Below are 16,783 nucleotides of genomic sequence, written 5' to 3' on the forward strand. Positions count from 1 at the left end.
TCACTTTATCACTATCATTTTTCTTATCTCATAACCTCGCTGTGTCTGAAGTTTGTAAAGATAAATTCCGCTTGTGGTTTCGTGATCTTTTATATTGTTAAGGTTGAAAATTATCTCGTGTCTTCCAGCAGTTTGAAATTCATCAACAAGAACTGCTATCTCCCTCCCAACAATGTCATAAACAATTAACTTAACATAAGTGTCCGTGAAAAGATTGTAAATTATTTTTGTCTCCGAATTAAAAGGATTTGGGAAATTGCCAAGTATTTCAAAATCTTTCTTTAAACCAATCCCAACTTTGACCTCGTCTGAAAATTCAAAACTGCCATCTTTATTGATCCTTTTGACCCTGTAATAATAAACTGCGTTGTTTCCCACAGGTGAATCAAAAAACGAATATCTTTTCTCATTTGAAGCAAAAACTTGATAAATAGTTTGATAAAATTCATCTCCGACTTTTCTTTCAAGGATGAATCTATCAACAAAAACAGGATCATCAACTTCCCAGTTTACATTTATTCCATTTCCCTTCAACTCGGCGGACACTCTGACTTCGGGCGAACAAATCGGGGCAGAAGAAGGGAAAAACTTAACACCATTTGACTCAACCCCCGAAACATTGCCACTTACATTTATCGTCTCGTTTTCAAACTTTAAAACAAAAACCGCAGATGTATCAAACTTAACAAAATATCTTGAAAGTCGCTCAATCAATTCCTGCTTTGAGAATTTGAATAATGCGATCTCGTCAATTGAACCCTGCTCAATCCTTACAACAGGACGATTTATTTCAAAAAGGTTTAGATTTGGGATGAAAATTTCATCAACTTTTTCAAGATCAACGAAAAATTTTAAAACATTATCCCATCCTGCGGTTATGACGATATTATGCCATCCTCCATCGCTTATAAATTTCGGCAAAGTTATCTCATATTTTCCGATTGAATTGCTGATTGAAAAAACAAGATTTCCAAATTTAACTCCAACCAGCAAAAAACTTCTATCAACACCCGACCTTAAACTTATAATGCGAGCATTCATTGATGTCGTCTTCAACCAGAAAGAAAGCGTAAATCCATTTCTTGCGGTAAATTTATCATTGAGGTTAAACTTAATAAATCCATCTTTTTCAAACTTAACACACAAGCCAGCAAGTTTCTCAACCGCACTTTTTACTTTGATAACTAATTGACCAACATTCGCTTCGTTGAAAATTAAAGAATCAGAAGAAATTTTCACAGGTATAAACTTTATCTTGACATCGCCAGATGATCTTGCAGACATCACAAAAGCATAACTTCGCAGTGATGAAGAATGTTTAAATGTATCAGCAAAAACTAAATTTTGGCTATAAAGCAATCTTTTCAAAGCAGATTTTGAAAAAGACAAAGGTTCAATTTTTTCAGATTCAATTTTTTCAGGTTCAATGTTAATGAGTGAATCATCAAATAAAAATGCAGAATTTAAATTCACATCGCCATCAATGGAAACAACCACATAAAGCGTATCATCTGGATTTGCAATAAGATTTAACTTTACGGAGAACTTATCACCTCTCACAACTTCACTTGGGGATTGAATAAGTGAAATTCTTTGCGAGAACGAATCCGAAATTAAAGTCAGAACAAGCAAAAAAACGAGAAAAATTTTTCTGAAATTCAGACAAGACGACATTGAGTTATTATCATCCTCCATATGGGAAAACAGAATTTGTTTTTACCTCATTTTACGCAAGAATTCAAGGCGATCTTTCAACTTTGACGCTGGGGTTAACAGTTTATCTTTTCCGAAAATTGCTTCCTCTCTGCTTGTAAAGACAAGTTCATATTCTTTGCTCATAACGATTGCTTCTTCAGGGCAAACTTCTTCACACAATCCACAGTAAATACATCGCAACATATTTATTTCAAATTTCTTCGGATATCTTTCCTTATCAAGTTCAGTTTCATCTGCGACTACTTCAATTGCAAGCGCTGGGCAAACCCTTGCACAGAGACCACAAGCGACGCATCTTTCAACTCCCGTTTCATCATCTACGACAAGAACAGGACGACCACGAAATGAAGCCGGGGGTTGCCATTTGACATCGGGATATTCAAATGTAAATTTCGGCTTAAAAATTTGCCTAAATGTTATGCTTAAACCTTTGAAAATTTCAGGAAGATAGAGTCGTTCAAGCAAATTCAAGTTTGCTTTTCTCTTTATCTCCCGAGTTTTTGCTCTTCCATCTATTTTTGTCTGCGTCATAATTTTTCTCTGAATTAATTTTTAAAGAAGAATTTTCACAAGCCCTGTGACGAGAACATTTAAAAGCGCAAGTGGCAAAAGAACTTGCCAACCAAGACGCATCAACTGATCATATCTAAATCTCGGCAATGTCCATCTAACAAGCATAAAGAGGAAAATTATCAAACTTGCTTTGCCAAAGAAGACAATAACCTGCAAAATTGCAGAAAGATTTGGATTTAAACCGCTGTAAATATCAACGAATGGAAAATACCATCCACCAAGGAAAAACGCAGTGACAAGCAAACTTGCGGTTATAATGTTTGTGTATTCAGCAAGATAGAAAGCACCGAATTTCATTCCAGAATATTCAGTATGATAACCAGCCACAAGTTCTGGCTCTGCTTCCGGAAGATCAAAAGGTAATCTATTGGTTTCTGCGAAAACCGAAACAAGGAAAATTATAAATCCAACTGGCTGATAAAAAATGTTCCAAACATTTGCCTGCGATCTTATTATTTCATCAATTTGAATAGAGCCAGAAACGAGAACAACACCAACAAGCGATAAACCAAGCGAAAGTTCATAACTTATCATCTGCGCAGAAGCTCTCAAAGCGCCAAGGAGTGAATACTTGTTATTTGATGACCATCCGCTCAATGTAACTCCATAAACTCCAAGTGAGCTCAATGCAAGTATATACAAAAATCCGACATTCACATCTGCAAGGACAAGTTTAATCTCTTTACCATCAATCACAAGTTTTTCTCCAATCGGTAAAACAGCAAAAACGCTGTAAGCGACGAAAAGAGAAATTATCGGCGCAAGTGTGTGTAAAGTTCTGTCCGCATTTGCAGGTATTATTTCTTCTTTGAAAATAATTTTCACAACATCCGCAATTGGCTGAAATAAGCCAAATGGACCAACTCTATTTGGACCGAGACGATCTTGAATAAATGCAGAAATTCGTCTTTCAACATATGTTAAAACCGCCGAAAATGTCAAAAACAAAAGTATAAAAATTATCGCTTTTAAAATTGCTATTAAGATGCTTTCCATGTGCTTTGCCAATTTTAATTTTTGTTTATCATTGCTCCTTCATCGCCTATTAAATCGTATGACAGCCCTTTGAACTCACGAATTGTTTCGGAAATTTCTTTGAAGACATCAGATGAACTTGCGTATGTAAATTTAGCACCAAGTTTATTTGCAACCTGCATAATCACCCACCACGACGGTTTAACATTTCTTCTCTCTCCACTTGCCCATCTGTCAAATTGAGTTCCGAATTTAAACAATCTTGATAAAGCGAGATTTGCTTTGTTTATTTCACCAGTGTTCGGTTTTACTTCGCCGAATTTTCTGGGCTTGTAAAGCATCCACGGCTCGTAATCTTTTGGCAAGACAGCGATATTTATCTTTTGAACTCTACCTTCAAAATTCGTAAATGTTCCTTCTTTTTCCGCAAAAGATGCGCTCGCAAAAACAACATCTGCTTTCTCAACTGTTTTATTCTTATTCGTGGCGTGAACTATTACTTTGACTTCATCAAGCAATGAATAAATTTCATCGTTTAAGACGATATCGTCGTCCATAACATAAACGACTTTAAACTTTTTCGTCCTCAAACCTTCAACAATTTCATTAAATCCAAAACCATTATTTGACCTCACCCCAACAAGATAAGCACCGTAAGAATTAGGCGTTTTATCCGCACGGATCAGAAAGTTATCTTCATCACCATCTTTAACATGCCTCAAAAAATCAACATACTTCGTTTTCAAAACTGACTTAGCAAATTTTTGAAGCAGATAATTATCTTCATTTGTTGCATAAGCAGAACCTAAAACAGCAACCTCATCCGGCTTTACACTTTTCAAAATTGACGCAGCGGTTTCAACCGCTATTTCCCAATCCGTCTCAACAAGTTCACCATTTACTTTAATCATTGGGTTTTTGATCCTATCATCAGAATTAACAGGTTTGTAAGTAAATCGTCCGTAATCGCACATCCAGTATCTGTTAACTTCAAGATTCACACGCGGTGTTATTCTCAAAATTTGATTGTTTCGCACCCACAGATAAACATTGCAACCACGTGCACAACCCGGGCATACACTTTCAACGGCGGTCATGTTCCAAGTTCTCTCTTTAAATCTGAAATCTTTTGATGTCAAAGCTCCAACGGGGCAGATGTCAATTATATTCATTGAATAAGGGTTATCAACTCTTTTTCCTGGAAAAGTTGTCAAAACGACTCTATCACCCCTTTGAGTAAATGTCAATTGCGGGTCTTTGACTATTTCATCAAAAAATCTAACACAACGCGAACACATTATGCATCTTTCAACATCAAGAACAATGTTTGGACCAAGCGGAACACGTTTTGGTTTGTGTGCTTTTTCTTCTTCAAATCTGCTATGTCCGGGACCATAGATGTATGTGTAGTTTTGAAGTTTACATTCACCAGCTTCATCACAAATTGGACAATCAAGCGGGTGATTGATAAGTATAAATTCAAGAACCGCTTGCCTTGCTTTTTTGACTTTTTCGCTCTGCGTATAAACAACCATTCCATCTATCACGCGCGTTGCACAAGCGATCGCAAGTTTCGGCATCTTCTCTACCTCAACAAGACACATTCTACAATTTCCAGCGATTGAAAGCGCAGGATGATAACAAAAATGCGGAATATCAATTCCGATTTCCTGTGCTGCTTGTAAAATTGTAAGTCCGTCTTTTACTTCAACTGTTTTTCCATCTATTGTTATTTTTGCCATTTTTTCAATGTTCTTTTGTTTATTTAATCAAGTTTAAAAAGGTCTTCAATTGGTGTATATTCAAGCCCAAAAGCTTCCGCAACACCGATGTGCGTGACTTTTCCGTTTATAATGTTAACACCGCGTCTTAATTCTTTGTTCGTTTTAATCGCCGTTTCAAAACCTTTATCAGCAAGTTCAATTATGTATGGAAGTGTTGCATTTGTAAGGGCGATCGTTGATGTCTTCGGGACAGCTCCGGGCATGTTTGCAACGCCGTAATGAACAACTCCATATTCAAAGTAAATCGGATTATCGTGTGTCGTTGGTCTTATCGTCTCAACGCAACCACCTTGATCAACTGAAACATCAATTATCACAGAGCCCTCTTTCATTTGCGCAACCATTTCTTTTGTGACAAGTTTTGGGGCTTTAGCTCCGGGTATCAAAACTGCACCAATCAAAACATCAGCTCTTCTGACTGCCTTCATTATGTTATACTCATTTGAAGCCATCGTTATAACATTTTTCGGCATAATATCGTCAAGATAACGCAACCTTTGAAGATTGACATCAAGAATTGTAACTCTTGCTCCAAGACCAGCTGCGATTTTAGCAGCATTTGTCCCAACAACACCTGCGCCAATTATCGTAACATCTGCTGGTTCAACTCCTGGGACACCACCGAGCAAAACTCCTCTGCCACCCATTGCTTTTTCAAGATATTTTGCTCCTTCCTGCGGAGCCATTCGCCCCGCAATCTCACTCATCGGTTCAAGCAACGGCAAACTTCCATCATCTTTTTGAACTGTCTCATAAGCAATTGCGACACAACCCGACTTTATAACCGCTTCCGTCAACTCACGACTTGCTGCGAAATGAAAGTATGTGAAAACTATTTGATCTTTTCTCAAAAGCTCATACTCATAATCAATCGGCTCTTTCACTTTAACTATCATATCTGCTTTTGCGTAAATTTCCCTTGGATCATCAACAAGTTCTGCTCCTGCTTCTTTGTAAAGTTCATCACTGAAACCACTTCCAACGCCAGCTCCCTTTTCAACAAGAACAGTATGACCATGTGCTTTGAGGATGGAAACACCTGCTGGTAAAAGTGCTACTCTGTTCTCCATCCTTTTAATTTCTTTCGGAACGCCTATGATCATATTTTCTCTCCAGATTTATTTTGACTTTTTTGAAGGATTAATTATAACCCTCGTGAAATTTTCTGGTTTTAAAATTTCATTTGCAACCTCTTGAACCTCATCAGGTTGAATTTTCTCAATCCTTGAAATAATTTCATCAACGCTTGAATATTTCCCATCATAAACAAATTCTATCTGCGCAAGTCGTTGCATCCTGTTTGACATGCTTTCAAGTCCAATTAACAGCGAACTTTTTACTTGCGATTTCGCTCTTTCCAGTTCATAAACATCAACTCCTTTTTTAACAACCGAATCAAATTCCTTAAAAATCAAATCAAGCGTCCTTTCAACATTTCTTTTATCCGACGCAAAATAAACTCCGAAAACCCCAGAATCATTAAAAGTTGAATAAAACGAATAAATTGAATAAACAAGCCCATATTTTTCTCTTATCTCCTGAAACAACCTTGAACTCATCCCATCACCAAGCAAAGTGTTAAGCAATAGAACATGATCTCGCCTTGGGTCTTTTGCTCCGTATGTAATAGTCCCGATACAAACATGCGATTGACTTGATGGCTTTTCAATAACATAATTTTTCGCTCTCTTTACCTCTGGCTTTTCTCTTTTATGATAAAAACCATTTTTCAAATTCAAATCAAAATACTTCAAAGCATAATCCACAAGCGCATCGTGATTTAAGTTTCCAGCGGCTGAAATTACAATTCTATTAGGAGTGTAAAATTTTTTCAAATGCTCAAAAAGTTTATCTTGCGTAAATTCAGCAACTGTCTTTCTCGTTCCAATTATCGGAAACCCAAGTGGATGTGGATAAAAAATATGATACTCAAGGAGATCGCCAATGTATTCCTCAAAATCATCTTCAACATTCTTTATCTCCTCAAAAACAACGCTTTTTTCTTTTTCAATCCCTCTCTTATCAAACACAGGATTTTGAACAAGGTCTGAAAGAACTTCAATTCCTTTTTCAAGATGCTCACCCAAAATTCTGACATAAAAGCAGGTATTTTCCTTCGTCGTGAAGGCGTTTAAATATCCCCCGATGTCCTCAATAAATTCGGCAATCTGTCTTGCGTTTCTTTTCTTTGTCCCTTTGAAAACCATATGCTCAATAAAGTGCGTGATACCGTTGTCTTTCTCGTTTTCATCTCTTGAGCCGACATCAACCCAAACCCCTAAAGAAATGCTTCTGACATAAGGAACACGCTCGGAGATAACCCTAATTCCATTTTCAAGAATAGTCCTTCTAAATTCCGATGTCAAACCAGAATTTGCTTTTTTTTCAAGTATCGCCGATTTTCTCATTCCGTTCTCAAAATGTTGCGCATAAGTTTAACTTACACAAAATATACCAAGAGCGTTTAAAATAATCAAGCAAAATAACCGATTTTTAAAAATGGTTTTTTACACGATGGAAAAAAGAAAGGATTCAAAACCAGCATAATTAAACTGCGTGAAGGCGGATAATAAATTTATTTCCAGTTTCCTGCTCCGACGGTTCAACAACTATAGAGCCACCATTTAATTCAATGACTTTTTGAAAAATTTTCATCGCCATCAAATTATAATCTGGCTTAAACTCATAACCCGAAATCAAATATGGATTAAACAAAAACTTCGCCACCTCGCTTGGCAATTTTTTCGCCTCATCACGAACTGTTACGAAAAGATATTTCCCATCGCTTCCTGCTCTAACGACTTCGCTTATGTTAATTTTGCCCTTATAGTTCATCGCTTCCGCCATCGCCTCAAACAGAACGGAAAAACCAGTTCTCAACCATTCCTGATCACCTTTAACAAGCGAATCCCTCGCAAAAATTAACTCAAAATCAATTGCATCAAATTTCTTTTTTATGCCCTCAACGACATCTTTTACAAGCAAATTAAAATCAAAATTTTCAATTTTTAATTGCTCCACGCCAGCGGAAATATCGCTCAACTTCAAAAAATAATCCGCAAGTTCAAAAACATTTTTGATTTTTTTATAATTTTCTAAAAGTAAAACTTTTATCTCATCCCCAATCCTTTCATCTCCGATTAAAAACTCCATAACATCTTTAACCGATGTAAATATCTTCTTTATTTCACCGATGAAAAATTTTTCGGTCATTAACTCAATTTTCTTCGTTTCAATTTCAAGTGAACGCAATCTCAAAACAGACCTAACCCGTGATATAAGTTCCGTAAATTTTATCGGCTTGTAAAAAAAATCAACCGCACCAAAATTTAAAACACGCCCAAGAATTTTCTCATCAACATATTGCCCTCTTAAAATAATAACTGGTATATCTTTCGTTGATGGATTTTGTTTTAACTTAAAAAGCGCAGTGAACCCATCCATTACAGGCATGCTTATATCAAGAAGAATTAAATCAGGTTTTTTCTCTTGAGCCATCAAAATCCCTGAAAGACCGTTTTCAGCAGTTATAACATCATAACCTTCGCTTTCAAGTGCATTCTTTAAAGTGTTTCGCAATTCCTTCTCATCATCAACAACAAGAATTGTCACCTCTTTTATGATTGCTTTGTTTGAGATGTTTCAGGTTGTGATGCTGGAAGCAATGCTTCTTCCGTTTCCTCCCCTATGACAAGTTTTTCCTCAAACTCTTTAACTTCCATCAAAAGTTTCTCAATCCTTCTGCAACCCTGTTCAATCGCTCTGACATCTCTCAATGTCTCATTATCATATGGAAATCTTCTCTCAATTCTCGCCGATGCGCTCATTATTATCGTAAGCGGATTATAAATTAAATCTCTCAAAGAGAATGTAAAGTCCTTCAACGCTTTCAACTTCGCAATTTGCGTCTCATATTGCTTTATCATCTCAAGTCGCTGTTTTTCCTCTTTGTGTCTTTGCTCCTGTAAATTTACAAGTTTAACAAATAAATAAGAAAGCCCCCATATCCAAAGCAAAGAATCAAAATGCGTGAAAATATCTGAAATTGAAACGATGCCCTCTTTCACTCTTTTAAAAAGATCAAGCGTTGTAAAAAGATAATAAAGATAAATTATCACCGCAGAAAATAACGCTGGATGCTTGAGTATAAACCCATCAACAAATTCACGCCATAATCTTTTTAGCATTTAAACCTCCTTAACTTTAATTTGAATTTGTCGCAAGTGGAAATCTTAAAATAAATGTTGTCCCTTCCCCAACCTTCGTTTTAACTTCAACCCTTCCATTGTATTTTTCAAGCAATCGCTTCACCGTCGCCAACCCTATACCTGTGCCAACTGGTTCATCACCCTTTCTCGTGTAAATAGTTGGTTTTGTAGTAAAGAACATATCCCAGATTTTGGGCAAAATTTCATCAGGAATTCCAACTCCTGTATCACCGATCTCAACAACTCCAAACCCATCATCTTTATATGTCTTAACCGTTAAAATTTTCTTCTCCATGCTATACATAGCATCAATTGCGTTTTTAATTATGTTTGAAAAAATTTGCGAAAAATCGCTGTAAATTCCACGCACGGGCAAAGGTTCGTCTGTGAAGTTAAAATCTTTTTCAATCTCATGCTTAAAAAATCTATGTGCCTCCAAAAATTTCAACTCTTCTCTTAAAATGACATTTAAATCAACAACTTGAATATCGGTTCTGCTATCCATAAAGGCTTTGAATTGAAGATTGTTCAATATTGAGTTAATTTTTTCCGCCTGTTTTATTAACATATCAACCCAATATGGTTCAACATTTTTCCTTTTCAAAGTTTCAGCAACAAGTATAATTCCTTGCAATGGATTTTTTATGTTATGCGCTATCCCGGCAGCAAGTTCACCTATCGCTGCAAGTTTTGATGCCATTTGATAATCAATTTCAAGTTTTCTCTTCTCTGTTATGTCAAGTATAACTCCAATTGTTCCTTTAAAAATTCCAAACTCGTCATAATATGGCGCACCGCTTATGATAACATTATGAACACCGCCTTCCATATCTTTAAGTTCAATCTCGTATGTATCGCTGACACCAAGCATTCGCATTCTCGTTTTCTCCACAACAATTTGTTTAAATCTTTCTGGAACGAAATCAAGAAAATTTTTTCCTCTCAACGCATCAGGATTTTTACAACGCATCAAATCGCAAAATCTATTGTTAATGTAAATTATTTTTTCTTCAGGGTCAAGTAAAACAAGCGCTTCATTCATTGTATCTGTAATCGTGCGATACAACTTTTCTATATGGATCGCTCTCGCAAAAGATCGGTCTATCACCAAAACCAGTATGGATATCCCGATAAATTCTTCAACAGAGTATCTTAACAACAAAGAGTAGGAAGGTTTGTTAATTAGATAATCAAAAATAAAATGAGAAATTGGAACAATCCCCCATAAAATTATCGCAAACCCAAAAACTTTATACGATGGAAACATTAATCTTTTCGCTCTTGAAATCATTTTCAAACCAGAGTAAACTGAAACAGGCGGTATCAATGCAAGCGAAACAATATATTTCCATCTGTCCTTGAAATGAATTTCTGATGCGATGCATAGTAAAATTACAAATAAAACTGCAATTGCAAACAAACCCTTATATCTAAATTGTTCTCTAAAACTTAAACCCAAAACTCCCCACATCAAAAGAAATGTTGCGGTTATCTGAAAAACTTGTTTTAAAAAAATTCCATATTTTAAAACCTGCGAATAAAACAAAACAATTACAAACTCGCTAAAAAAGATCAATGAAAAAGCAATCATCCAAAATAAAAGATATTTTTCCTTTTCTCTTTCACGCAGATATACATACCAGATTGCACCAAGCACAACTATTTCAGTTAAAACCCCAAGCAACGATATGTAAAAACTTTGTGAACCCATTTCCCCTATGATTTATTTTTTGAAAGAACGAAAAAACACTTTAAAAATTTAACAAATTTTAATCTTTACTGCAACTGGCAAATTCAATTTTCTTCATCTTGCTTTTCTACTTGCTTAATTTTAAATTTTGAGAAATAAAATTCTGCGCTAAAAATGTCCTTTGAACTTTACATCACGAAAAGATACATAAAATCAACAAAGATAACTGGTTTTATCTCATTCATCACATTGATAGCAACCATAGGGATTATGCTCGGGACATCTGCATTGATAATAGCACTTTCAATATCAAATGGATTTGAAAAGGAATTGAAAGAAAAAGTAATTGGTTTCACTTCACACATTCAGGTTTCAAAATTTGATGTGAGATATTTTGATAAAGACGATTGGGCGAGTTTTGAGAAGATAAAGACAATACCAAATGTTAAGTTCGTTTCACCATTCGCAGGAAGAGAAGCGATGATAAGATCAAACTATGCAATTGAAGGAGTTTATTTAAAAGGAATTCTGCCCGAATATGATTTTTCAATAATAAAGAAAAGCATTGTTGAAGGCAAATATGACTTTGACGAAAGCGATGGAACGCCAAAAATCATCATCGGCAAAAAACTTGCAAACAAAATTGGAGTTGAACTTGGAGATAAAGTTGTAATACTTGCAATTGATCCAGATAATCCATACTTAACATCTCCAAAAGTTGAACAATTCAAGGTTTCAGGAATTTACGAAACTGGAATGGCTGAATATGACGATATTTTTGTCTATGTTCGCCTTAACCATGCACAATACCTTCTTGACCTCGGGAATAAAGTGAGCGGTTTTGATGTGATGGTTAAAAATGTTGACTATCTTGACGAAACAGCGTTGCTAATTCAAGACAAACTCGGTTATCCATATTACGCAAGAACAATGTATCAAATGTATAGAAATCTTTTCGCATGGCTTGAACTTCAAAAGAAACCTGTCCCGATCGTCCTCGGATTGATAATAATTGTCGCTGTCTTTAATATAATTGGAACTCTTCTGATGATGGTTCTTGAAAAGACAAAAGAAATTGGAATACTTAAATCAATGGGAGCAAATTCAAAAAGCATTATGAAAATTTTTGTTTTTCAAGGACTTTTCATCGGCATCGCTGGAACAATTCTTGGAAATATACTTGCTTATGTTCTTTGTTCAATTCAATTGAAATATAAACCTCTTTCTCTTCCAGAAGACATTTACTTGATGAGTTCCGTTCCGATTTTGCTCCAACTTGAAAACTTCATACTTGTTTCAATTGTGACACTTCTTCTTTGTTTTTTTGCCACGCTAATTCCCTCATACATCGCCTCACGCATTGAACCAGTTGAAGCGATACGCTTCGCTTGATTGCGATAAATTTGAAACTTTCTGATAAAGTGATTAATTTTTTGATAAAATAAAACAATTTTTAAGCCCGTTTTGAGACAAGCGATAAAAATAATATGGAATCACGAACTTTTTCGGATTCTATTTTTGATAACTGTCGTGCTATTCTTTGCATCATCAACAGTCTATCTTGCTGAAAATTCAAAAAATCGTCAGTTTTCGTCAATTTTTGACGGTCTATGGTGGGCAATTGTCACGATGACAACCGTTGGATACGGTGATAAAGTCCCAGAAACAACGCTCGGGAAAATCATCGGATTTCTGGTTATGTTCAGCGGTGTGATTTTGGTTTCAATGTTTACAGCGACTGTATCATCAATTTTTGTGACGAAAAAGATAAAAGAAAGAGAAGGACTTGAAAAAGTGGACTTAACAAATCATCTCGTCATATGCGGATGGAACAACGACACTGAAAGATTGCTCAAAGCATTAAACAATCTCTACGCAAAAAGAAAGTTGCAAGTTGTTCTCGTAAATAATTTGCCACCAGAGAAAGTGGAAAATTTAAACGAAATTTATAAAAACATTGAGATAAAATTCGTCCGTGGCGATTTCACTCAAGAGGTGATACTTGAACGAGCAAATATAAAATTTGCAAAAGAAGTTTTAATTTTACCTGACGAAACAATCTCCCCAAATCCATCAGATGAAAAAACTCTTATCGCAACTCTTAACATAAAATCACTGAATCCGAAAATAAAAGTTTATGCTCAAATAATTAATCGTGAAAACGCAAATAATCTTAAAAAAGCAAACGCTGACGAAATAATAATAAGCAATGATTATCTTCCGTCGCTTATCGCAGGACAAATTTTCTCGCCTGGGATAGTTCAAGTTTTATCATCAATTTTTAACGAGGAATCAAATCTCAAAATTTTTCGCCAAAAGATTCCACCAAAGTTTATCGGAAAAACTTTTTCAGAACTTTTCAATTATTTCAAGACAGAGAAGAATTATCTTCTCATCGGCTTTATCTCCGATGAGGAAACAATTACGCTTGAAAACATCCTCTCTCACGATTACACCGAAATTGATGCTTTCATTGAACGAAAATTAAAAGAAGCTGGCTTGAACATAAAATCATCTTATGTCAGATTACATTTGAATCCACCGCTTGATTATGTGATTGGAGAAAAAGAGGATGCAATTTTAATTGGCAATATAACCGAGTGAATAATGGAGATAACGGAGCAACTTTTGATGAAAATTCCGATTTTCAAAGGTTTGAAAGAAGAACATTTAAAAATTGTGAAAGAAATAATTGAGATTAAAGAATTTGAAGAAGACACGGCGGTTATAAAAGAAGGTGAAGCTGGAGATGAAATTTACATACTTCTTGATGGAGAGGTTGAAGTTTCAAAAACGCTTGTCTTAAAACTTCCTGGTTCTGAAATTGGTCAGAAAGAAAAATCGTTGACAAAACTTTCATCTGAAAGTTTTCCTTTTTTTGGAGAAATGGTTTTATTTGATGAGCGAGCTGAAAGGACGGCGACGGTGATAACAAGAAAGCCCTGTAAATTTGCAATAATTCACAAAAACGATTTTATAAATCTTGCTGAAAAGAACAATGAGATTGGATATGTTTTATACAAAAACATTGCGGAGGTTCTCGCTGAAAGACTAAGAAAGGCAAACAACGATATATTGAAATTAACAACTGCATTAAGTTTGATTTTGAGTAGATAAATTTAAAAACAAAAACACAAATTAACCCGAAAAATGGCAAAGCGTGAACTTGCAAAAGCGTATAACCCACAAGAAGTTGAAGACAAATGGTATGGCTATTGGATGAAAAATGGCTATTTTTATGCAAAGGTTAACCCTGATAAAAGACCTTACACAATTGTAATGCCACCTCCGAACATAACTGGAATGTTAACTCTTGGGCATGTGCTCAACAATACAATTCAAGATATTTACATCCGCTGGAAAAGAATGCAAGGTTATGAAGCTTGCTGGATTCCTGGGACTGATCACGCCGGGATTGCAACACAAAATGTTGTTGAAAAAGCACTTGCAAAGGAAGGTTTAAGAAGAGAAGACCTTGGTAGAGAAAAATTTCTTGAAAGAGTATGGCAATGGAAAGAAGAATATGGGAATACAATTATAAAACAATTAAAAAAACTCGGTGTATCCTGCGACTGGAAACGGGAAAGATTCACAATGGATGAGGGACTTTCAAACGCAGTTAAAGAAGTGTTTATACGGCTTTATGAAAAAGGATTAATTTACAGAGGCAAATATATCGTCAATTGGTGTCCCAGATGCCACACTGCATTAGCAGATGATGAGGTTGAATATAAAGAACAATCCGGCAAACTCTGGTATATAAAATATCCGATTGAGAATTCAAACGAATTTATAACTGTTGCAACCACAAGACCTGAAACAATGCTTGGCGATACCGCAGTTGCAGTGAATCCGAAGGATGAAAGATATAAACATTTGATTGGTAAGTTTGCAATATTACCACTTGTCGGTCGCAAACTTCCAATTATTGCTGATGAAATAGTTGACATTGAATTTGGAACTGGCGCCGTTAAAGTTACACCAGCCCACGACCCGAACGATTATCTAATGGCGATGAAACACAATCTTGAATTTGTCGTTGCAATGGATACGCACGCAAAGATGAACGAAAATGTCCCCGAAAAATATCGCGGGCTTGATAGATTTGAGGCACGAAAAGAAGTTGTGAAAGACCTTGAAGAACAGGGTTATCTTTTAAAAGTTGAAGATTATACTCATTCTGTTGGGAGATGTTATAGATGTGATACGATAATTGAGCCGTATCTTTCAGATCAATGGTTTGTAAAAATGAAACCACTTGCTGAAAAAGCACTTCAAGTTGTTCTTGATGGAAAGATAAAATTTTACCCCGAAAGATGGGTGAAGGTTTACGAACACTGGATGAGAAATGTAAGGGACTGGTGTATTTCAAGACAAATCTGGTGGGGACATAGAATTCCTGTTTATTACTGCGATGAATGTGGTGAAATTATGGTTGAAAGAGAAGAGCCAAAATCTTGCAAAAAATGCGGTAGCACGAAAATAAGACAAGACGAAGATGTTCTTGACACATGGTTTAGCTCGTGGCTTTGGCCATTTTCAACCTTAAACTGGCCCGAAGACAATCCAGATTTAAGATATTTTTATCCCACTGATTTACTTGTCACAGGTCCTGACATAATTTTCTTCTGGGTTGCAAGGATGATAATGGCTGGGCTTGAATTTATGGGTGAGATTCCATTTAAAGAAGTTTACTTCACAAGCATAATTCGTGATGAATTTGGTAGAAAAATGTCAAAATCACTTGGCAATTCCCCCGATCCTCTTGATGTGATAAAAGAATACGGGGCGGATGCTTTAAGATTTACAATTGTTTATCTTGCCCCACTCGGACAAGATATTCTTTTCTCAACGAAAAAATGTGAAATCGGAAGAAACTTTGCAAACAAGATCTGGAACGCTGGAAGATTTTTGATAATGAACTGTGAAGGGGTTGAATTAAAAGAAGAATTAAAATTTGAACATCTTGACCTTGCAGATAAATGGATACTTAGCGAACTTAACAAAACAATAGTTGAACTAACGCAAGCTCTTGAAACATACAGAATTAACGACGCAACAAGGATAATCTATGACTTTCTCTGGCATGACTTCTGCGACTGGTATCTTGAAATTATCAAAGAAAGAATTTATACTCCAAATTCAGAAGAAGAAAAAGTTGCGGTGTTAAGTCGTGCCATTTATATATTTGAAGAAGCACTCAAATTGTTGCATCCATTTATGCCGTTTATAACGGAAGAAATTTGGCAAAATTTGCGCAAGAGAAAAGATGGCGACAGCATTATGATTCAGCCCTTCCCGATCGCGGATGAAAAATGGATTGACGATGAAATTTCAAAAAATATGAGATTCATTCAAGATGTCATCGTGGCAATAAGAGCGATCCGTGGTGAGATGAATGTTCCACATTCAAAACAGTGCGATGTGTTAATTTCTGTAGCAGATGAAAAGAAACAAACCTTGATAAATGACTACATTCCGTATTTGAAACGACTTGCAAAGGTTCAAAATGTAGAGGTTGGCTCAAACCTCAAAAGACCTAAATTTTCGGCAAGCGCTGTCGTCTCCGGAGATGAAATTTTCGTCCCTCTTGAAGGATTAATTGATGTTGAAGTTGAGAAGAAGCGACTTGAAAAAGAGATAAAACGTTTTGAAGCTATGCTTGCGGAAACAGAGAAAAAACTAAATGATCCAAACTTTATCTCACGAGCCCCGAAAGAAATCATTGACCGAGAGCGACAAAAATATGAGAACTTCAGATTAACACTTGAAAAACTGCGACAAAATTACGCTTATCTTGTTGAATAATTTGCTTTAAATTTGTATTTTTAAACCAA

13 protein-coding genes are annotated in these 16,783 nt (G+C 35.7%); 4 read left to right on the forward strand and 9 right to left on the reverse strand.

Annotation, left to right across the window (positions count from 1 at the left end):
- From AWW83_RS05840 to AWW83_RS05880, 9 genes are all read right to left on the reverse strand, one after another.
- Positions 1-1,695 carry a T9SS type A sorting domain-containing protein gene (locus tag AWW83_RS05840; RefSeq protein WP_092349880.1) on the reverse strand — a complete coding sequence of 565 codons (1,695 nt, stop codon included), beginning with the start codon at positions 1,693-1,695 and terminating at the stop codon, positions 1-3.
- A 21-nt stretch (positions 1,696-1,716) separates the two neighbouring features.
- The gene (locus AWW83_RS05845) at positions 1,717-2,247 is read right to left on the reverse strand and encodes a NuoI/complex I 23 kDa subunit family protein (RefSeq protein WP_092349882.1); all 531 of its coding nucleotides are present in this window, start codon (positions 2,245-2,247) and stop codon (positions 1,717-1,719) included.
- Between the two features lie 21 nt (positions 2,248-2,268).
- Complete coding sequence (gene nuoH / locus AWW83_RS05850; RefSeq protein ID WP_092349884.1) at positions 2,269-3,285, reverse strand: NADH-quinone oxidoreductase subunit NuoH; 1,017 nt, start codon at positions 3,283-3,285, stop codon at positions 2,269-2,271.
- Between the two features lie 14 nt (positions 3,286-3,299).
- Positions 3,300-5,006: an NADH-quinone oxidoreductase subunit G gene (locus tag AWW83_RS05855; protein WP_092349886.1), complete on the reverse strand. Its 1,707-nt coding sequence runs from the start codon at positions 5,004-5,006 to the stop codon at positions 3,300-3,302.
- Positions 5,007-5,029: 23 nt separating this feature from the next.
- Positions 5,030-6,151, reverse strand: a complete 1,122-nt coding sequence (gene ald / locus AWW83_RS05860; RefSeq protein ID WP_092349888.1) for an alanine dehydrogenase — start codon at positions 6,149-6,151, stop codon at positions 5,030-5,032.
- A 15-nt stretch (positions 6,152-6,166) separates the two neighbouring features.
- The gene (locus AWW83_RS05865) at positions 6,167-7,456 is read right to left on the reverse strand and encodes a M16 family metallopeptidase (protein WP_092349890.1); all 1,290 of its coding nucleotides are present in this window, start codon (positions 7,454-7,456) and stop codon (positions 6,167-6,169) included.
- A 139-nt stretch (positions 7,457-7,595) separates the two neighbouring features.
- The gene (locus tag AWW83_RS05870) at positions 7,596-8,660 is read right to left on the reverse strand and encodes an ATP-binding response regulator (protein WP_159421123.1); all 1,065 of its coding nucleotides are present in this window, start codon (positions 8,658-8,660) and stop codon (positions 7,596-7,598) included.
- Positions 8,661-8,665: 5 nt separating this feature from the next.
- Positions 8,666-9,235, reverse strand: coding sequence for a hypothetical protein (locus AWW83_RS05875; RefSeq protein WP_092349894.1), 570 nt, complete (start codon positions 9,233-9,235; stop codon positions 8,666-8,668).
- Between the two features lie 16 nt (positions 9,236-9,251).
- Positions 9,252-10,967, reverse strand: coding sequence for a two-component system sensor histidine kinase NtrB (locus AWW83_RS05880; protein ID WP_092349896.1), 1,716 nt, complete (start codon positions 10,965-10,967; stop codon positions 9,252-9,254).
- Positions 10,968-11,120: 153 nt separating this feature from the next.
- Here AWW83_RS05880 and AWW83_RS05885 point away from each other — a divergent pair, with 153 nt between their 5' ends.
- The 4 genes from AWW83_RS05885 to AWW83_RS05900 all read left to right on the forward strand — a co-directional run bounded on the left by AWW83_RS05885 (position 11,121) and on the right by AWW83_RS05900 (position 16,754).
- Entirely contained in the window at positions 11,121-12,338 is a 1,218-nt protein-coding gene (locus AWW83_RS05885; protein ID WP_092349898.1) for an ABC transporter permease, read from the forward strand.
- Positions 12,339-12,410: 72 nt separating this feature from the next.
- Positions 12,411-13,550 carry a potassium channel family protein gene (locus AWW83_RS05890; protein ID WP_092349900.1) on the forward strand — a complete coding sequence of 380 codons (1,140 nt, stop codon included), beginning with the start codon at positions 12,411-12,413 and terminating at the stop codon, positions 13,548-13,550.
- Positions 13,551-13,553: 3 nt separating this feature from the next.
- Entirely contained in the window at positions 13,554-14,063 is a 510-nt protein-coding gene (locus AWW83_RS05895) for a cyclic nucleotide-binding domain-containing protein (RefSeq protein WP_092349902.1), read from the forward strand.
- Positions 14,064-14,096: 33 nt separating this feature from the next.
- Positions 14,097-16,754, forward strand: a complete 2,658-nt coding sequence (locus AWW83_RS05900) for a valine--tRNA ligase (protein WP_092349904.1) — start codon at positions 14,097-14,099, stop codon at positions 16,752-16,754.
- Positions 16,755-16,783: the final 29 nt, after the last annotated feature.

The organism is Candidatus Chryseopegocella kryptomonas (assembly GCF_001536065.1).
GTDB classification, from domain to species: Bacteria; Bacteroidota; Ignavibacteria; order Kryptoniales; family Kryptoniaceae; genus Kryptonium; species Kryptonium kryptomonas.